Genomic DNA, 20,155 nt, shown 5'->3' with positions numbered 1-20,155 from the left:
GCAATATTTATCATAAGAATGGAAGCTATTATAGGTTATTTTTCACATTCAAATTTTTGACCGATTACAAAATCGTTCACGTATTATGTAATTAATTAGTAATATTTCATTAAAAAATCTGCACCCAAATTGATTAAACCTTAGTCTAACTTTTGGGTGCAGATTCATTACTACTATTATTTATTTAAAATAATAAACTCAAAAGATTATAACAATCCACCTTGACCTAATGCAGGGTCAGTATCACGAGCTTTTAATGCATCTTCAACGGTTAAACCTAATGCTTTCGCAACGCCTTCACCGTATGCCGCATCACACCAGTGACAGTTACGAATGTGGCGATATTTGATGAAATCAGGTGCATCGCCCATTGCTGCTGCCGTGTTGTTGAATAATGCTTGTTTTTGCTCTGCATTCATTAAGTTAAATAATGCACGTGGTTGGCTGAAATAATCATTATCATCGTTACGATAATCCCAGTGTGCAGCATCTCCGTTGATACGAAGTGGTGGTTCAGCAAAGTCTGGTTGTTGTTGCCATTGGCTGAAGCTGTTTGGCTCGTAGTGTGGCAAGCTGCCGTAGTTACCATCTACACGACCTTGACCATCACGTTGGTTGCTATGCACTGGGCAACGTGGACGGTTTACTGGAATTTGACGGAAGTTCACACCTAAACGGTAGCGTTGTGCATCCGCATAGTTAAATAAACGAGCTTGTAACATTCTGTCAGGGCTTGCGCCGATACCTGGAACCAAGTTACTTGGTGCAAATGCAGATTGTTCTACATCAGCGAAGAAGTTTTCTGGGTTACGGTTTAATTCAAACTCACCTACTTCAATTAATGGATAGTCTTTTTTTGACCATACTTTGGTTAAGTCAAATGGATGATAAGATACTTTTTCTGCATCAGCTTCTGGCATAATTTGTACAAATAATGTCCATTTAGGAAAATCACCACGTTCAATCGCTTCATATAAATCACGTTGATGACTTTCACGGTCATTTGCAATAATTTCTGCGGCTTCAGCATTCGTTAAATTTTTAATGCCTTGTTGAGTACGGAAGTGGAATTTCACCCAAAAACGTTCGCCCGCTTCGTTCCAGAAACTATAAGTGTGAGAACCGAAACCGTGCATATGACGATAGCTTGCAGGAATACCACGATCACTCATTACAACAGTTACTTGGTGTAATGCTTCTGGTAATAATGTCCAGAAATCCCAGTTATTTGTTGCTGAACGCATATTAGTACGCGGATCGCGTTTTACTGCTTTGTTTAAATCTGGGAATTTACGTGGATCACGTAAGAAGAATACTGGCGTATTGTTACCTACTAAATCCCAGTTACCTTCTTCAGTATAGAATTTTAATGCAAAACCACGAATATCACGCTCAGCATCTGCTGCACCACGTTCGCCTGCAACGGTGGTAAAACGTGCGAACATTTCAGTTTTTTTACCCACTTCACTGAAAATTTTTGCACGAGTATATTTAGTAATATCGTGTGTTACAGTAAAAGTACCAAATGCACCAGAACCTTTAGCGTGCATACGACGCTCTGGGATCACTTCACGCACGAAATCCGCTAATTTTTCGTTAAGCCATAAATCTTGTGCAAGTAATGGACCACGTGGACCAGCTGTTAAGCTGTTTTGGTTATCAGCAACGGGTGCACCGTTACCCATTGTTAAGTTTGTCGCAGTTAAGTGCGAAAAAGGACATTGAGAACTCATTGTAAACTCCTTGTAAAGTTAATAAATTTAGTTAGGTTGAAATGAATTTTCTTGCATATCATATAGAAAGGTTTAAACAATTGAAATCTATTAAATCAATCAAAAAAAACTATACTAAAAATAAGGATTAAAATCTACCTAAATATTCCAAATTACTTACTAGATATAGTTTATAAACCCTGATTTTCAACTGCATTTTTTCGCCTTTATCCGTTTTACGGATTCAAGTATAATACCAACATTTTTAATTACATTAGATAAACGATTATGAACACAAAATTTAACGTAAAAACATTCCAAGGTATGATTTTAGCCCTACAAGAATATTGGGCAAACCAAGGCTGCACCATTGTACAACCTTTTGATATGGAAGTGGGCGCAGGTACCTCTCACCCAATGACCGCATTGCGCGCATTAGGTCCAGAGCCAATGGCATTTGCTTATGTGCAACCTTCACGCCGCCCGACGGACGGTCGTTATGGCGAAAACCCAAACCGTTTACAACACTACTACCAATTCCAAGTAGTGATCAAACCTTCTCCAGATAATATTCAAGAATTGTATTTAGGCTCGCTTGAAATGCTTGGCTTCGATCCGACCAAAAACGATATTCGTTTCGTAGAAGATAACTGGGAAAACCCAACCTTAGGCGCATGGGGCTTAGGCTGGGAAGTATGGTTAAACGGCATGGAAGTGACCCAATTTACCTATTTCCAACAAGTGGGCGGCTTAGAATGTAAACCTGTAACAGGCGAAGTGACCTACGGTTTAGAGCGTTTAGCCATGTACATTCAAGGCGTAGATTCTGTGTATGACTTAGTTTGGTCTGACGGTCCATTAGGCAAAACCACTTATGGCGATGTTTTCCATCAAAATGAAGTTGAGCAATCAACCTATAACTTTGAACACGCAAACACAGATTTCTTATTCTACTGCTTCGACCAATACGAAAAAGATGCACAAGAGTTATTAGCCCTAGAAAAACCGTTACCATTGCCAGCTTATGAGCGTATTTTGAAAGCAGCACACAGCTTCAACTTGTTAGATGCACGTAAAGCGATTTCGGTAACCGAACGCCAACGCTATATTTTACGCATTCGTGCCTTAACCAAAGGCGTGGCGGAAGCCTATTATGCAAGCCGTGAAGCCTTAGGTTTCCCTGGTTGTAAAAAATAAGGCTTAAACAAATTCACAAAAGTGCGGTGAAATTTGACCGCACTTTAGGAGAGCAAAATGAACAAACCAATTCTTTTTTATGCAGAAACATGCCCAGATACCGCACCATTTGTCGCGGAGTTGGATCGCTTAGGTGTGGATTACGATGAAGTAGAAATTATGACTTCATTACCTAATCTCAAACAATTCATTCGTTTACGCGATAGCAGTGCAGAATTTGATAACTCGAAAGCAAATGGCTATTTAGGCATTCCTGCATTGTTATTACCAAATGGCGATGTTGTTTTAGACCTATCAAAGTTAAAAGTAATTTTTTAAGTTTTGGGAAAGATAGAACAGCAGTTTTCATGCAACCCTATGAAAAATACTTAAAGCTGAATTCGCAGAAACTGCGAGCGGATCAAACGGATACAGAAAGAAAGCTATGGCAACGCATCAATCGAGATCAATTATTAGGATTTCGATTTAATCGACAAAAGCCACTTTTAAGTTATATCGTTGATTTTTATTGTGCAAAGACAAAGCTGATTATTGAATTAGATGGTAGTCAGCACTATAAACCTGATTATCAGGAAAAAGATGCATTGCGAGATGCAGAATTAAATTCACTTGGTTTTACAGTGATGCGGTTTAGCAATGATGAAGTCATGCGTAAAATTGAAGCGGTAGTAGAGCAGATTTATTTGTTTTTAGAGAATGTAAGGACTGATTGAGTATGAGGTTGGATTAACCTCTGCCACAAACGCTTGCGTTTGTGGCAGAAGTTAAACGAAGAAAACAATTAAATCGTGTGTGAGCTATTAAAATTCTCACTCCACATTGAATCAATTATATTAATCTAAGGAAAATGCTATGACATTACAGAAATTTTTGTTACCCCCATTATTATTTTTATCAATAAATACCTTTGCAGCACCAGCATATTTGCTTTTTGGTGGAGATAATCATGATAAATTTTTAGGCTGTTTGAACTGTAGTAAACATGATAACTCATCAATTTGGAATAAATATGGTGAATTCGGCTCTAAATATAATAGCGATAGTATTTGGAATAAATACGGAACTTATGGCTCTAAGTATAACAGTGAAAGTCCTTGGAATAAGTATTCTACAAGTGGGCCAGTGATTGTTGATAATGAAGGTAACTTTTATGGTAAATTCACAACTAATAAGTATGATAATCAGACAAGAATTAAATCTCTTCTTTGGATTTTAGAAAATCATGAATATATTATTGAAAATATTAATGATGTGATAGATAAAATGTAAATAAGTAATCAATGCAGCAAGTTGCACCTTACCAGAGAAAACAAAATGACAACCCAAAACTTCCTTGTAGAAATCGGCACAGAAGAGCTGCCACCAAAAGCTCTCAAAACATTAGCGACCTCTTTTGCGGATAACGTTGAGGCGGAATTGAATCAAGCAGGTTTATCATTCGATAAAATCGAATGGTTTGCGGCACCGCGTCGTTTAGCCGTAAAAGTGTTGAACTTAGCAACCCAACAACCGAGCAAAGAAATCGAAAAACGAGGGCCTGCAGTATCAGCCGCCTTTGATGCGGAAGGTAAACCAACTAAAGCGGCAGAAGGCTGGGCGCGTGGTTGTGGCATTACTGTTGAGCAAGCAGAACGCATTGCAACTGATAAAGGCGAATGGCTCGTTCACCGTGCAAAAATTAAAGGTCAGCCGACCAAAAACTTACTTAACGATATTGTGGCAAATGCGTTAGCGAAATTGCCAATTCCAAAACCAATGCGTTGGGCAGATAAAACCGTGCAATTTATCCGCCCAGTTCACACTGTGACTATGTTGTTAGGTGATGAGTTAATCGAAGGCGAAATTTTAGGTGTGGCAAGTGCTCGCACCATTCGCGGTCACCGCTTCTTAGGCGAGAAAGAATTTGACATTCAACATGCAGACCAATATCCGCAATTATTGCGTGATAAAGGTTCTGTGGTGGCAGATTTCAATGAGCGTAAAGCAGAAATTTTGGCAAAATCTCAAGCAAAAGCGACCGCACTTGGTGGCGTGGCTGACATTGAAGAAAGCCTGCTTGAAGAAGTCACTTCCTTGGTGGAATATCCAAATGTTTTAGCGGCAAAATTTGAAGAACGCTTCTTAGCGGTGCCTGCGGAAGCCTTGGTTTACACCATGAAAGGAGACCAAAAATATTTCCCGATTTATGATAAAGACGGCAGATTATTACCGCACTTTATCTTTGTCTCGAACATCAACCCAGAAGATCCAACCGCGATTATCGAAGGGAACGAAAAAGTGGTTCGTCCACGTTTAACCGATGCGGAATTCTTCTTCAAAACCGACTTAAAACAAAAACTGGTTGATCGTTTACCACGTTTAGAAACCGTGTTGTTCCAACAACAACTTGGCACATTGAAAGACAAAACTGACCGCATTGAACAACTTGCAGGCGAAATTGCAAAACAAATCGGCGCAGATGAAGCGAAAGCAAAACGTGCGGGTTTACTGTCAAAATGTGATTTGATGACCAACATGGTATTCGAATTCACTGATACGCAAGGCGTAATGGGTATGCATTATGCTCGTCACGACGGTGAAGATGAAGAAGTGGCAGTGGCGTTAAACGAACAATATATGCCACGCTTTGCGGGTGATGAATTACCTAAGTCTTTAGTGGCAAGTGCGGTCGCTTTAGCGGATAAATTTGACACCTTAACGGGTATCTTCGGCATCGGCCAAGCACCAAAAGGTAGCGCAGACCCATTTGCATTACGTCGTGCGGCATTAGGTGCATTACGTATTATCGTTGAGAAAAATTTGCCTCTTGATCTGAATGACATTATTAGCAAAGCATTTGATTTATATAAAGAACTTGATAACGAAAGACTACGTAATGCACCTATTGCCAAAACAAGAGGTGGATTTAGTGAATACCCAGAAGGTTATGTTTCATTCTTTACACGTGGTGATGATTTAGTTCCAAAACAAAAAATCCTTGATGAGGTAGTAGACTTCATGCTCGGTCGTTTCCGTGCATGGTATCAAGATGAAGGCATTGCGGTGGATGTAATTCAAGCGGTATTGGCACGTCGTCCAACTCGCCCTGCTGATTTTGATGCGCGCGTGCGTGCGGTTTCACACTTCCGTACTTTAGATTCAGCGGAAGCGTTAGCAGCAGCAAATAAACGTGTTAGCAACATCTTAGCGAAAGCAGGTGCGGCAATTGGCGAGATCAATTTAACCGCTTGCGTAGAGCCAGCAGAAAAAGCCCTTGCTGAAGCGGTACTGGCATTACGCACTGAAGTACAACCGCTTATCGCACAAGGCGATTACACCGCAGTATTGGATAAATTAGCAAACTTACGTGCGCCAGTAGACAGTTTCTTTGATAACGTGATGGTAAATGCTGAAGATCCAGCACTACGCCAAAACCGATTAGCGATTTTAAATACGTTACAAGGGTTATTCTTACAAGTAGCTGATATTTCAGTGCTTCAATAATGTAAAAAGGGATGGTTGATTTTTCGTCAATCATCCCTTCTTTTATAGACTTCAAGTGATTATTTCTCTATAATTACCGCACTCTCCCCCCTTAGCTCAGTCGGTTAGAGCAGGCGACTCATAATCGCTTGGTCACTGGTTCAAGTCCGGTAGGGGGGACCATTTTTCCAGCAAAAAATTTCTTTTTTATCAAAAATCTTATTTCAATATTGTCTATTTTATTTGCCTTGTGACTACAAACAAATTTTTACAGATAAATCAGCGAGTTTGATCCACACTTCATCACTAAATTCTTGTTTAGCAAGGCGTTCAATATTGGCGAGTTCTTGGATAATTTCGTAGAGCTTTTGGTAGGTTAAACGTTGAATTGCACTTAAAAAGAGCGGTCGGCGATTTTGCCAGATTTTTAGACGATCAAATTCAGCCTTAATTTGTTGAGTTGGAAGTTTTTCCGTTGTCATAATACGTTGCTGTGGTTTTGTGAGTTCAAGCAACGTAAATAATTCTCGCTGTAGTGTGCGTAATAAAATAACAGGTTGCACATCTTCAGCTTGTAAACCTTTTAAAATACGTTTAGCACGATTTGCTTTTCCCACTAGCAAAGCATCAATCCATTGAAATGGTGTAAAAATTGAGGATTGTTCCACCGCGCTAATGACACGATTGTAGTTAAGTTTATGATCAGGATAGAGCAAATCTAAAAGCTGCAGAGCTTGTTTAAGAGCGAACAGGTTATTTTCATAACTATAACAAAGTTGTTGAATTGCTTCATTATCGGCATCTAATCCCATTGCTTTAGTACGATTTTTTACCCAACGTGGCAAGTTTTCTACCGTCGGTGTTTGACAATTTATCAGTATTACATTTGGTTCATATTGATTAAGTGCAATAAACCACGCTTGCTTTTCAATCGCTTTAGTCAATTTTGCTACCTGTAAAATAAGCAAGACATCTTTATTCAATACGGATATAAGTTCTTGCAGGTTTTTCTGCAAAAGTGCGGTGAAATTTTCAGGTAAATTCAAGCTTAGTATTTGTTTACTAAAAAATAACCCCATAGATTGACAAGATTCTATAAGTTGCACCCAATCAGTTTGGCTATCAACCTGAATGCTATTTTTTTCATCAAAACCTTGCTGGTTTGCCACTTGACAAATAGTATCCTCAGTTTCACTAAGTAATAAAGGATCTTGCCCATGCGAGAGATAAACTCTAGCTAAACCTTGAGCAAGATTATAATTTAGTTGCTCTGGAAAAATACGGTTCATTATTTGCTTTTTATTTGATTTTGTAACGCAATTATTTTTACGATTAATTGACGCGCTACTTGCTCGCGCATATCATTCCAAATTACCTCACGTTCTTCTGATTTGGCTAATGCTGCACGTGCATTATCAAAGAAAGTACGGTTTACTTTCGCATTGATTGGATAGCTTTCGCCATTAGCAAGGCGAAAAGTGGCTTCAACTTCCAATATTAAAAGTTTTTCTGCTTCACGTCCGTGCTTAAAAATAGATGCGACTTGATCTGAAGTAATCTGTTTATTAATACGTAAAATGGGAATATTTTGTTTTACATTAACAATATTAACCTGATTTTCCTGTAACTTGCGACGCATAATAACAGTGAAATCATTATAAGGGTCATCACTTTCAAGGGCTAATGTTCGCCATTCATTTGGCATAGTAACCGACTGTTGAAAATGCCAACCGCAAGCAGAAAGAATTGCTAATGTTGCGATAAGCAGTAAAGTCTTGATTGATTTGATCATAAAAACTACCTTTAATTGTAGGACGTGTAAAATGTAAATATTTCACGTACGTATAAAAAATGGTGCGTGAATTTTGAATTCACACACCCCACGTATTATGGTTTCACTACTACGTTTAATAATTTACCTGCGACATAAATCACTTTGACAATATGTTGATTATCAACAAATTTCTTCACATTTTCATCCGCGAAAGCAATCGTTTTGACTGTTTCTTCATCTGCATCTGCCGCAACGGTAACTTTGCCACGAACCTTACCGTTTACTTGTACCACAATAAGTTTTTCGTCTTCTACCATTGCATCTTCGTCGGCTTTTACCCATTCTGCGGTATCAATAGCACTTTCATTGCCAAGAGCTTGCCATAATTCAAAACAGATATGTGGCGTAATTGGATAAAGCATACGAACAACTGCACTTAATGCTTCCGCCATGACTGCTCGATCTTGATCGCTTTCTAAGGAAGCCTTAGTCAGTTTATTCATCAACTCCATTACTGCTGCAATCGCAGTATTAAATGTTTGACGACGACCAATATCATCACTCACTTTCGCAATTGTTTTATGTACTTCACGACGAAGCGATTTTTGCGCGGCTGAAAGTGCGGTGATATCTAGGCTAGTTTTTGCTGGATTCTGTTGATATTGATATACCAAATTCCAAACACGTCCTAAGAAACGTTTCGCACCTTCTACGCCAGATTCTTGCCATTCCAAGGTCATTTCTGCTGGAGAGGCAAACATCATAAAGAGACGAACAGTATCGGCACCATATTTTTCTACCATTTCTTGTGGGTCAATACCGTTATTTTTAGATTTCGACATTTTGGTCATGCCACTGTGGACTAGTTCACGCCCTTCAGGATCGGTGGCTTTAATAATTCTGCCTTTTTCATCACGCTCAAGGGTCACTTGGGTTGGGCTTACCCAAATACGCTCGTTGGTTGGGCTGGTGTAGTAGAAAGCATCTGCAAGCACCATACCTTGACATAATAATTTATCGGCTGGTTCCTCACTGGTTACAAATCCTGCATCGCGTAACAATTTGTGGAAGAAACGGAAGTAGAGCAAGTGCATTGTTGCATGTTCAATACCACCGATATATTGATCCACTGGTAACCAATAGTTTGCTTCTTCCGCATCAAGCATGCCATTTTGATATTGTGGACAAGTGTAGCGCGCGTAATACCAAGAGGATTCCATAAAGGTATCAAAGGTATCCGTTTCTTTTAATGCAGGTACACCGTTGAAAGTGGTTTTCGCCCAGTTTGGATCCGCTTTAATTGGGCTTTTCACGCCATCCATTACCACATCTTCAGGCAGAATAATAGGTAAATCTTCTAACGGTGCAGGCACAACATCGCCATTTTCAAGGGTTAGCATCGGAATTGGTGCACCCCAATAACGTTGGCGAGAAACGCCCCAGTCACGTAAACGGTAATTAACTTGACGTTTTCCAACACCTAATTTTTCTAATTTATCTGCAATGCCGTTGAATGCGCCATCAAAGTCTTTACCATCAAATTCAGCTGAGTTCACTAATTTACCGTGCTCAACGAAAGCTTGTTTAGTTAAATCAATTTCTTCATCTGCAAGCGGTGCGATCACTTGTTTAATTGGCAAACTGTATTTTTGAGCAAATTCAAAGTCACGTTGGTCGTGAGCTGGAACCGCCATTACTGCGCCAGTACCGTAGTGCATTAACACGAAATTAGCGACCCAAATCGGTAATTTATCCCCCGTCAATGGATGAATGGCGAACAAGCCCGTTGCCATTCCTTTTTTCTCCATTGTCGCAAGATCAGCTTCTGCCACTTTGGCGTTTTTCGCTTCTTGGATAAAGGCGGCTAATTCAGGATTATTTTGAGCCGCTAAACTTGCTAATGGATGTGCTGCAGCAATGCCTAAATAACTCACGCCGTAAAAGGTATCTGGACGCGTGGTGTAAACCGCCACTTTTTCGTTGGTATTTGCAACATCAAAGGTAATTTCTACCCCTTCAGAACGACCAATCCAGTTACGTTGCATGGTTTTTACCATATCAGGCCATTGCGGAAGGGTATCTAAACCACCTAATAATTGCTCTGCATAGTCAGTAATTTTGATAAACCATTGTGGGATTTCTTTTTGTTCCACCGGTGTATCACAACGCCAGCAACAACCTTCGTGTACTTGCTCGTTTGCGAGCACTGTTTCATCATTCGGGCACCAGTTTACGGTTGAGGTTTTTTTGTACACTAAGCCTTTTTTGTAAAGCTCAGTGAAGAACCATTGTTCCCATTTGTAGTATTCTGGTTTACAGGTTGCGATTTCACGATCCCAGTCGAAACCAAAGCCTAAAAGCTGAAGTTGTTTTTTCATGTAGGCAATGTTTTCGTACGTCCATTTAGCAGGCGCAGTTTTGTTTTTGATTGCAGCACCTTCTGCTGGTAAGCCGAAAGCATCCCAACCAAATGGTTGCAATACGTTTTTGCCTAGCATGCGTTGATAACGAGAAATGACATCACCAATAGTGTAGTTACGCACGTGCCCCATATGCAGGCGACCAGAAGGATATGGGAACATAGAAAGACAGTAATATTTTTCTTTAGATTCGTCTTTGATTGCTTTGAAAACTTTATTTTCTGCCCAATATTGTTGAACCTTTGGTTCGATCATATCGGGGCGATATTGTTCTTGCATAAGATCACCTTAAATTTTAACCGCACTTTTGCAGCATTTTGACAATAGAAAATGTGGCATAGAATACCGTAAAATGGCAAAAATTAATAGGGAGAGAAATAAAAAGTGCGGTGGTTTTTTAGTTGTTTTTCACAATAAATTTTCAATTTTTACAGAACAGATTAGAACAAAGGAATCCATAGCAAGCCAATATAACTTATGATATAGTTTACCACCAAATTTATAGAGGTCTCTCAATAATAAAAATAATGATAGAGTTGGATCAAACAAATATACCAAAACACGTTGCCATTATTATGGATGGTAATGGCCGTTGGGCAAAACAGAAAAATAAAATGCGAATTTTCGGACACACCAATGGCGTTACTGCGGTACGCAAAGCAGTGGCTTATGCACGACAAATCGGTGTGGAAGTACTCACACTTTATGCCTTTAGTAGCGAAAATTGGAGTCGCCCAGAACAAGAAATCAGCGCGTTAATGTCGCTTTTTATGCAAGCCTTGGATCGCGAAGTGAAAAAATTACATAAAAATAATATTTGTCTGAAAATTATAGGCGATGTATCTCGTTTTAGTGAAACTTTACAAGAAAAAATCAAAAAAGCGGAAAATTTAACAGAAAAAAATACCGCACTTACACTCAATATTGCGGCAAATTACGGCGGTTGTTGGGATATTATTCAAGCCGCTAAACAAATTGCAGAAAAAGTTAAAAAAGAAGAAATGTCAGTTTCAGATATTAATAACTCGACTTTTCAACATCATCTTGCAACCCAAAATGCACCACCTGTGGATTTATTAATTCGTACCAGTGGAGAACAGCGCATAAGCAACTTTTTATTATGGCAAATTGCCTATGCGGAATTATATTTTTCCGATGTGCTTTGGCCCGATTTTAATCAATTAGAATTTAATCACGCGATTGCAAGTTATCAACAACGTCATCGCCGTTTTGGCGGGACTGAATAGTTAAACGGATTAAAATTATGCTTAAACAACGAGTTTTATCTGCCATTGTGTTAATCGCAGCGGTGTTATGTGCGCTATTTTTATTCACGCCTTTTTATTTTGCCCTCGCTTTAGGGGCAGTAGCGATTTTAGGCATTTGGGAATGGACTCAATTTGCTCGCCTAAAACAACCTTTGATACGTTTTTTTGTGGCTACCTTTTTAGGCGTATTTATCTTCTTATGGCTCTATACTGAGGGCAACTATTTAGATGCAGGGCGTGTGTTTGAACAACATCTTCAGCTTTTATTGATAAATGCTGTTAGCTGGTGGGGTTTAGCTTTGTTACTTGTGATCAGTTATCCTAAATCAGCTAAATTTTGGTCTAAAAATCCACTTTTACAACTTTTATTTGCCTTTTCTACGTTGATTCCATTTATCGCAGGTGTATTACGTTTACGTTTAGAACACTATACCCATGATCCTTATCACGGCTTATTTTTATTACTTTACGTATTTATACTTGTTTGGGCGGCTGATTCTGGTGCTTATTTTAGCGGACGTGCCTTTGGCAAACGTAAACTTGCCCCTAAAGTATCGCCAGGTAAAAGTTGGGAAGGGGTCATTGGTGGCTTAATTACAGCATTAGTGCTTGCTTTTATCTTTATTCATTTCTCTAACAATACTTTAGTAGGCGATCGAAATATTACTGGATTTATCATTCTTTCTGTAGCGACAGTTGCAATTTCAGTGTTGGGCGATTTAACTGAAAGTATGTTTAAACGTGAGTCAGGAGTTAAAGACAGCAGTCAATTAATTCCAGGTCACGGCGGCGTATTAGATCGCATTGATAGCTTGACTGCCGCGGTACCTTTTTTCAGCTATTTCTATTTCTTTGTCTTATAAGGATTTTTAATGTCATTTTTGTGGTCACTAGGTTCTTTTATCATTGCTATTGCTGTATTAGTATCCGTTCACGAATATGGTCACTTTTGGGCAGCGAGAAAGTGCGGTATAAAAGTCCATCGTTTTTCCATTGGTTTTGGAAAAGTAATTTGGAAACGCATTGACAAATATGGTACAGAATTTGCGGTTTCAATGATTCCTTTAGGCGGCTATGTAAAAATGCTTGATGGACGTAATGAAGTAGTTCCTGCTGAGCAAAAATCACAAGCATTTGACAGTAAAAGCGTATTACAACGGTCATTTGTAATTATTGCAGGCCCTTTAGCTAATTTTATTTTTGCAATTTTTGCTTATTGGGTCATTTACCTTTATGGAATGCCAACGGTTAAACCAGTGATTGAATCAATAACACCAAGTTCCATCGCAGCACAAGCTCACATTGAACCTAATACACAAATTCTAGCGGTTGATGGCGAAGAAACTCAAGATTGGGAAACTATCAATATGCTACTTGCAACAAAAATGGGGGAGTCTAATGTTGAAATTACCCTTTCTCCTTTCAATTCTAATATTGAACAACAACGGACTTTAAATCTTACAAATTGGATATTCGATCCTGAAAAAGAAAGTGCTTTTGAGGCATTAGGGATTATGCCTATGCGTCCTAAAATTGAAATGGTGCTTTCTAAAGTTGTTCAAAATTCTCCCGCTGAGAACGCTGGTTTACAAATCGGTGATAAAATTTTAAAAGAAAATTTAACCGCACTTCCTTGGCAAGATTTTATAAAACAGGTCGAACAAGGCGAATCTTTTTCTATTAAAGTTGAACGTAATGGGGAAACGCTTGACAAAACTATCACTCCAGTGCGCAATCAAAATGGCAAATGGTTTGTTGGGGTTAGCCCAACCTTAACAAAATTAGCGGATGAATACCGTACTGAATTAAAATATGGTATTCTTGAATCTTTACAAAAAGGCATTGAAAAAACAGGACAGCTTTCCCTTTTAACCTTGAAAATATTAGGGAAATTACTTACTGGCGATTTGTCATTAAATAATTTAAGTGGGCCAATTTCTATTGCAAAAGGTGCTGGCGCATCAGCAAATATTGGATTGGTGTATTTTTTAAGTTTTATGGCATTGATTAGTGTAAATTTAGGGATTATGAATTTATTTCCATTACCAGTATTAGATGGCGGTCATTTAGTTTTTTTAACAATGGAAGCTGTTAAAGGAAAACCTGTTTCTGAGCGGGTGCAAAGCATCTGTTATCGAATTGGCGCAGCACTGTTATTAAGCTTAACGGTGTTTGCATTATTTAATGATTTTTTACATCTATAATTTATATAGGATACAATCGATGAAAAAACTTCTAATCGCAAGTTTATTATTCGGTACGACAACGACTGTGTTTGCCGCACCTTTTGTGGCAAAAGATATTCGTGTGGATGGTGTTCAAGGTGACTTAGAACAACAAATCCGAGCAAGTTTACCTGTTCGTGCCGGTCAGCGTGTGACTGACAATGATGTGGCTAATATTGTCCGCTCTTTATTCGTAAGTGGTCGATTCGATGATGTGAAAGCGCATCAAGAAGGCGATGTGCTTGTTGTTAGCGTTGTGGCTAAATCGATCATTTCAGATGTTAAAATCAAAGGTAATTCTATTATTCCCACTGAAGCACTAAAACAAAACTTAGATGCTAACGGGTTTAAAGTTGGCGATGTTTTAATTCGAGAAAAATTAAATGAATTTGCCAAAAGTGTAAAAGAGCACTATGCAAGTGTAGGTCGCTATAACGCAACCGTTGAACCTATTGTCAATACGCTACCAAATAATCGCGCTGAAATTTTAATTCAAATCAATGAAGATGATAAAGCAAAATTGGCATCATTAACTTTCAAGGGGAACGAATCTGTTAGTAGCAGTACATTACAAGAACAAATGGAATTACAACCTGATTCTTGGTGGAAATTATGGGGAAATAAATTTGAAGGTGCGCAATTCGAGAAAGATTTGCAGTCAATTCGTGATTATTATTTAAATAATGGCTATGCCAAAGCACAAATTACTAAAACGGATGTTCAGCTAAATGATGAAAAAACAAAAGTTAATGTAACCATTGATGTAAATGAAGGTTTACAGTATGACCTTCGTAGTGCACGCATTATAGGTAATCTGGGAGGTATGTCTGCCGAGCTTGAACCTTTACTTTCAGCATTACATTTAAATGATACTTTCCGCCGTAGTGATATTGCAGATGTAGAAAATGCAATTAAAGCAAAACTTGGAGAACGCGGTTACGGTAGCGCAACGGTAAATTCAGTACCTGATTTTGATGATGCAAATAAAACATTAGCGATAACCCTTGTTGTTGATGCTGGACGACGTTTAACTGTTCGCCAACTTCGCTTTGAAGGAAATACCGTTTCTGCTGATAGCACTTTACGTCAGGAAATGCGCCAACAAGAAGGAACTTGGTATAATTCACAATTAGTTGAGTTAGGAAAAATTCGCTTAGATCGTACAGGTTTCTTCGAAACAGTCGAAAACCGAATTGATCCTATCAATGGTAATAATGATGAAGTGGATGTCGTATATAAAGTCAAAGAACGTAACACGGGTAGTATCAACTTTGGTATTGGTTACGGTACAGAGAGTGGTATTAGTTATCAAGCAAGTGTTAAACAAGATAATTTCTTGGGAACAGGGGCGGCTGTAAGTATAGCTGGTACGAAAAATGATTATGGTACGAGTGTCAATTTGGGTTATACCGAGCCCTATTTTACTAAAGATGGTGTAAGTCTTGGTGGAAATGTTTTCTTTGAAAACTACGATAACTCTAAAAGTGATACATCCTCTAACTATAAGCGTACGACTTATGGAAGTAATGTTACTTTAGGTTTCCCTGTAAATGAAAATAACTCCTATTATGTAGGATTAGGTCATACCTATAATAAAATTAGTAACTTTGCTCTAGAATATAATCGTAATTTATATATTCAATCAATGAAATTTAAAGGTAATGGCATTAAAACAAATGACTTTGATTTTTCTTTTGGTTGGAACTATAACAGCCTTAATAGAGGCTATTTCCCAACTAAAGGGGTTAAAGCAAGTCTTGGTGGACGAGTTACAATTCCAGGTTCTGATAACAAATACTACAAACTAAGTGCAGACGTACAGGGTTTCTACCCATTAGACAGAGATCACCTCTGGGTTGTATCTGCAAAAGCATCTGCAGGATATGCAAATGGTTTCGGAAACAAGCGTTTACCGTTCTATCAAACTTATACAGCGGGTGGCATCGGCTCATTACGTGGTTTTGCTTATGGTAGTATTGGCCCTAACGCAATTTATCAAGATCTAAGTAGTAAAAAATTTACAAAAAACCACACAGATGTTGTGGGTGGTAATGCAATAGCTACAGCTAGTGCAGAGTTAATTGTGCCAACTCCATTTGTGAGTGATAAGAGCCAAAATACAGTCCGAACTTCCTTATTTGTTGATGCGGCAAGTGTTTGGAATACTAAATGGAAATCAGATAAAAATGGATTAGAGAGCGATGTATTAAAAAAATTGCCTGATTATGGCAAATCAAGCCGTATTCGTGCCTCTACAGGTGTCGGATTCCAATGGCAATCTCCTATTGGGCCATTGGTATTCTCTTATGCCAAACCAATTAAAAAATATGAAAATGATGATGTCGAACAGTTCCAATTTAGTATTGGAGGTTCTTTCTAATAAATTGAACTTTTTTCGTCATCAGAACTCAAAAACAACGTTCTCTGCCTAATTTAATTGGGCAGAGAAAATATTAAACAAACCTCTATTTAATTAAGGATCTTTATCAAATGAAAAACATCGCAAAAGTAACCGCACTTGCTTTAGGTATTGCACTTGCTTCAGGCTATGCTTCCGCTGAAGAAAAAATTGCTTTCATTAATGCAGGTTATATTTTTCAACATCACCCAGATCGCCAAGCGGTAGCAGATAAACTTGATGCTGAATTTAAACCTGTAGCTGAGAAATTAGCAGCAAGCAAAAAAGAAGTTGATGATAAAATTGCTGCTGCTCGTAAAAAAGTAGAAGCAAAAGTTGCGGCTTTAGAAAAAGATGCACCTCGCTTACGTCAAGCTGATATTCAAAAACGCCAACAGGAAATTAATAAATTAGGTGCGGCTGAAGATGCTGAATTACAAAAATTAATGCAGGAACAAGATAAAAAAGTTCAAGAATTCCAAGCTCAAAATGAAAAACGTCAAGCTGAAGAACGTGGTAAATTATTAGATAGCATTCAAACTGCGACAAATAATTTAGCAAAAGCAAAAGGTTATACTTATGTGCTTGATGCAAATTCAGTTGTATTTGCGGTAGAGGGTAAAGATATTACTGAAGAAGTATTAAAATCTATCCCTGCTTCTGAAAAAGCACAAGAGAAAAAATAATAGGTTCTCATAATGCAAAAATCCTATTCTTTACAAGAATTGGCAACTCAAATCGGCGCTACCGTTCGCGGTAACGCCGATGTTGTTGTTGAGAATATCGCGCCTCTCGATAAAGCCCAATCAAATCAACTCACTTTTATTTCTAACATAAAATTTCGTGCATTATTGAAAGATTCTAAAGCAGGGATTTTGGTTGTTTCTGAAGAGGATGTTGAACACTGTTCTCCAGAAAGCAATTTACTTATTGTTAAAGATCCTTATGTGGCTTACGCAATTTTAGCTCAATATATGGATAGCACGCCAAAAGCGGCACAAGGAATCGCAAAAAGTGCGGTCATTTTTGATGACGTTTTATTGGGCGAAAATGTATCTATTGGTGCGAACGCAGTGATTGAAGAAGGTGTTGTACTAGGTGATAACGTGATCATTGGTGCAAATTGCTTTGTTGGTAAAAATACCAAGATAGGTTCAGGCACTCAGCTCTGGGCTAATGTCACTGTTTACCATAACGTTGAGATTGGAGCTAATTGCTTAATTCAATCAGGAACAGTTATCGGTAGTGATGGTTTTGGTTATGCAAATGATCGTGGTCGTTGGATTAAAATTCCACAAGTTGGTCAAGTAATAATTGGTAATAATGTGGAAATTGGTGCGAATACCTGTATTGACAGAGGCGCATTAGATGCCACGATTATTGAAGATAACGTTATTATCGATAACCTTTGTCAAATTGCGCATAATGTTCATATTGGCACTGGTACAGCGGTTGCGGGTGGCGTTATTATGGCAGGTAGCTTAACTGTTGGTCGCTATTGCTTAATTGGTGGTGCAAGTGTGATTAATGGTCATATGGAAATTTGTGATAAAGTAACCATTACTGGAATGGGAATGGTTATGCGCCCAATTACAGAGCCTGGCGTATATTCCTCTGGTATTCCATTGCAAACGAATAAAGAGTGGCGTAAAACGGCAGCTCTAACATTAGGCATTGATGGCATACATAAACGCTTAAAAGCGTTAGAAAAGAAAATTTCTTAATTAATACCCCATCATTTAATCTGCATTTTAAAAGTTTAATAACTGATTAAGATGCAGATTTTATGTGTATAAAATTTACTTAACAAAAATAAGCTGAAATTCTTTTAAAAATAAATAAGCCCAACTTTAAGTTGGGCTTATAAGCATATATTTCTTATCTTTAAAGAATTATGCGTTACCGCCAGTGATTTTCGCTACTTCAGCAGCAAAATCTTCTTCTTTTTTCTCGATACCTTCGCCTACTTCTAAACGAATGAAGTTAGAAACAGAAGTATTTACCGATTTTAAGAAATCCCCTACAGATACAGAAGGATCCATTACAAATGCTTGACCTGTTAATGAAACTTCACCAGTGAATTTCTTCATACGACCTTCAACCATTTTCTCTGCGATTTCTTTTGGTTTACCAGAGTTGATTGCGATATCGATTTGGATTTGACGTTCGTGTTCAACAACTTCAGCAGATACATCTTCTGGATTTACGAATTCTGGTTTAGATGCAGCTACGTGCATAGCTACTTTTTTAAGTTCATCTGCAGAACCTTCGCCCGCAACTAATACGCCAATTTTCGCACCGTGTAAGTATTGAGCAATTACTTGACCATCTAAGTAAGCAACACGACGGATGTTCATATTCTCACCGATTTTAGCCACTAATGCCGCACGTTTTTCTTCAAATTGCGCTTGTAATGCTTCGATAGTGGTACCTTTTTTTGCTGCTGCGAAATCAGCTACTTCGTTTGCTAAACCTAAGAAACCTGCATCTTTTGCTACGAAGTCAGTTTCACAGTTCATTTCAACTAATACACCGAAACCATTTTCTACACGAGCAAGGATAACACCTTCAGCTGCAACACGGCCTGCTTTTTTAGCTGCTTTAGCTTGACCAGATTTACGCATATTGTCGATTGCTAACTCAATATCACCGTTTGCTTCAACTAATGCTTTTTTACATTCCATCATACCTGCGCCAGTACGGTCACGAAGTTCTTTTACTAATGATGCTGTGATTTCAGCCATTTTTAAAATCCTCTGTCGAAAATGCGGTTTATTTTGACCGCACTTTTAGATAAAAATATAGGGGCTAAATTTTAGCCCCTATGCCAATTAATCGCTTGATTATTAAGGGCTTCGCCTTATTGCAAAACTTAAATTATTCTGCGTCAGCTGCTAATTCTTCAGCAACTTGAGCTTCGTTACCACGACCTTCTTTAACCGCTGCTGCAGCTGCAGAAACGTAAAGTTGGATAGCACGAGTCGCATCATCGTTACCAGGGATAACGAAATCTACGCCAGCTGGTGTTGAGTTAGTATCAACGATAGCAAATACAGGAATACCTAGGTTGTTTGCTTCTTTAACTGCGATATGTTCGTGGTCCGCACCAATAACGAATAATGCATCTGGTAAGCCACCCATATCTTTGATACCGCCAAGGCTTAATTCAAGTTTTTCCATCTCACGGCTACGCATTAACGCTTCTTTTTTGGTTAATTTATCAAAAGTACCGTCTTGAGATTGGGTTTCTAAATCTTTTAAACGTTTAATTGATTGACGAACGGTTTTCCAGTTAGTCAACATACCACCTAACCAACGGTGGTTTACGTAATATTGCTGACAATCTAATGCTGCTGCTTGAACTGCTTCAGACGCTGCACGTTTTGTACCAACGAATAATACTTTACCGTTGTTGCTAGCAATGCGAGTTAATTCCGCTAAAGCTTCGTTGAATAAAGGTAAAGTTTTTTCAAGATTGATGATGTGAACACCGTTACGAGCACCAAAAATGAAAGGTTTCATTTGTGGGTTCCAGTAACGAGTTTGGTGTCCGAAGTGTACGCCTGCGTTGATCATGTCGCGCATTGAAACTTGTGCCATAATATTTTCCTTTTGTTGGGGTTGAGCCTCCACATATCAGCTAATCGACCGTTTGGCACCCCGATTAAGCCTTGTTAATATGTGTGTGTTGTTAGTAAT

Annotated in this window: 17 protein-coding genes and 1 tRNA gene; 12 read left to right on the top strand and 6 right to left on the bottom strand. The window is 38.5% G+C overall.

Translation table 11 applies throughout. The annotated features are described in order from the left end of the window. Positions 1-206: 206 nt before the first annotated feature. Positions 207-1,733, bottom strand: coding sequence for a catalase (locus HMPREF2644_RS01500; protein WP_012054548.1), 1,527 nt, complete (start codon positions 1,731-1,733; stop codon positions 207-209). A 267-nt stretch (positions 1,734-2,000) separates the two neighbouring features. Here HMPREF2644_RS01500 and glyQ point away from each other — a divergent pair, with 267 nt between their 5' ends. The 6 genes from glyQ (at position 2,001) to HMPREF2644_RS01470 (ending at position 6,554) form a co-directional block, all read left to right on the top strand. Next, entirely contained in the window at positions 2,001-2,909 is a 909-nt protein-coding gene (gene glyQ / locus HMPREF2644_RS01495) for a glycine--tRNA ligase subunit alpha (protein ID WP_061401263.1), read from the top strand. 57 nt (positions 2,910-2,966) lie between these two features. Continuing rightward, positions 2,967-3,227 (top strand): hypothetical protein, encoded by a 261-nt coding sequence (locus HMPREF2644_RS01490; RefSeq protein WP_070828177.1) that lies wholly within the window; start codon positions 2,967-2,969, stop codon positions 3,225-3,227. 29 nt (positions 3,228-3,256) lie between these two features. Further along, positions 3,257-3,622 (top strand): endonuclease domain-containing protein, encoded by a 366-nt coding sequence (locus HMPREF2644_RS01485; RefSeq protein ID WP_038440293.1) that lies wholly within the window; start codon positions 3,257-3,259, stop codon positions 3,620-3,622. 139 nt (positions 3,623-3,761) lie between these two features. Further along, the gene (locus HMPREF2644_RS01480) at positions 3,762-4,178 is read left to right on the top strand and encodes a hypothetical protein (protein ID WP_005655886.1); all 417 of its coding nucleotides are present in this window, start codon (positions 3,762-3,764) and stop codon (positions 4,176-4,178) included. Positions 4,179-4,223: 45 nt separating this feature from the next. Beyond that, on the top strand, positions 4,224-6,392 hold the full coding sequence (glyS, locus tag HMPREF2644_RS01475) for a glycine--tRNA ligase subunit beta (protein ID WP_038440294.1): 2,169 nt from the start codon (positions 4,224-4,226) through the stop codon (positions 6,390-6,392). An 85-nt stretch (positions 6,393-6,477) separates the two neighbouring features. Then, positions 6,478-6,554, top strand: a tRNA-Ile gene (locus HMPREF2644_RS01470). Between the two features lie 71 nt (positions 6,555-6,625). Here the strand turns inward: HMPREF2644_RS01470 and holA are convergent. The 3 genes from holA to leuS all read right to left on the bottom strand — a co-directional run bounded on the left by holA (position 6,626) and on the right by leuS (position 10,844). After that, a complete protein-coding gene (gene holA, locus HMPREF2644_RS01465; protein ID WP_038440295.1) occupies positions 6,626-7,660 on the bottom strand; it encodes a DNA polymerase III subunit delta in 1,035 nt (344 codons plus the stop codon). Then, positions 7,660-8,163: an LPS-assembly lipoprotein LptE gene (gene lptE / locus HMPREF2644_RS01460; RefSeq protein WP_038440296.1), complete on the bottom strand. Its 504-nt coding sequence runs from the start codon at positions 8,161-8,163 to the stop codon at positions 7,660-7,662. Before lptE ends, holA begins: the two co-directional genes overlap by 1 nt. Before the next feature lie 95 nt (positions 8,164-8,258). After that, on the bottom strand, positions 8,259-10,844 hold the full coding sequence (gene leuS / locus HMPREF2644_RS01455) for a leucine--tRNA ligase (protein WP_038440297.1): 2,586 nt from the start codon (positions 10,842-10,844) through the stop codon (positions 8,259-8,261). Positions 10,845-11,092: 248 nt separating this feature from the next. Here leuS and uppS point away from each other — a divergent pair, with 248 nt between their 5' ends. The 6 genes from uppS (at position 11,093) to lpxD (ending at position 18,180) form a co-directional block, all read left to right on the top strand. Then, positions 11,093-11,812 carry a polyprenyl diphosphate synthase gene (gene uppS / locus HMPREF2644_RS01450; RefSeq protein WP_006995578.1) on the top strand — a complete coding sequence of 240 codons (720 nt, stop codon included), beginning with the start codon at positions 11,093-11,095 and terminating at the stop codon, positions 11,810-11,812. Between the two features lie 17 nt (positions 11,813-11,829). After that, positions 11,830-12,696 carry a phosphatidate cytidylyltransferase gene (locus HMPREF2644_RS01445; RefSeq protein ID WP_006995577.1) on the top strand — a complete coding sequence of 289 codons (867 nt, stop codon included), beginning with the start codon at positions 11,830-11,832 and terminating at the stop codon, positions 12,694-12,696. Between the two features lie 9 nt (positions 12,697-12,705). Beyond that, complete coding sequence (rseP, locus tag HMPREF2644_RS01440) at positions 12,706-14,037, top strand: RIP metalloprotease RseP (protein ID WP_038440298.1); 1,332 nt, start codon at positions 12,706-12,708, stop codon at positions 14,035-14,037. 19 nt (positions 14,038-14,056) lie between these two features. Beyond that, on the top strand, positions 14,057-16,438 hold the full coding sequence (bamA, locus tag HMPREF2644_RS01435) for an outer membrane protein assembly factor BamA (protein WP_070828176.1): 2,382 nt from the start codon (positions 14,057-14,059) through the stop codon (positions 16,436-16,438). Between the two features lie 110 nt (positions 16,439-16,548). After that, positions 16,549-17,142: an OmpH/Skp family outer membrane protein gene (locus HMPREF2644_RS01430; protein WP_005648089.1), complete on the top strand. Its 594-nt coding sequence runs from the start codon at positions 16,549-16,551 to the stop codon at positions 17,140-17,142. Positions 17,143-17,154: 12 nt separating this feature from the next. Beyond that, the gene (gene lpxD, locus HMPREF2644_RS01425; RefSeq protein WP_070828175.1) at positions 17,155-18,180 is read left to right on the top strand and encodes a UDP-3-O-(3-hydroxymyristoyl)glucosamine N-acyltransferase; all 1,026 of its coding nucleotides are present in this window, start codon (positions 17,155-17,157) and stop codon (positions 18,178-18,180) included. 168 nt (positions 18,181-18,348) lie between these two features. On the opposite strand, the gene tsf is transcribed toward lpxD, so the two are convergent. Beyond that, complete coding sequence (gene tsf, locus HMPREF2644_RS01420; protein ID WP_070828174.1) at positions 18,349-19,200, bottom strand: translation elongation factor Ts; 852 nt, start codon at positions 19,198-19,200, stop codon at positions 18,349-18,351. 133 nt (positions 19,201-19,333) lie between these two features. Beyond that, positions 19,334-20,056, bottom strand: coding sequence for a 30S ribosomal protein S2 (rpsB, locus tag HMPREF2644_RS01415; protein ID WP_005645552.1), 723 nt, complete (start codon positions 20,054-20,056; stop codon positions 19,334-19,336). Between the last annotated feature and the right edge of the window lie 99 nt (positions 20,057-20,155).

The organism is Haemophilus sp. HMSC071C11, from assembly GCF_001837655.1.
GTDB lineage: Bacteria > Pseudomonadota > Gammaproteobacteria > Enterobacterales > Pasteurellaceae > Haemophilus > Haemophilus influenzae.
The sequence above is the reverse complement of the archived record's forward strand: the minus strand, read 5'-3'. Positions and strand labels throughout refer to the sequence as shown.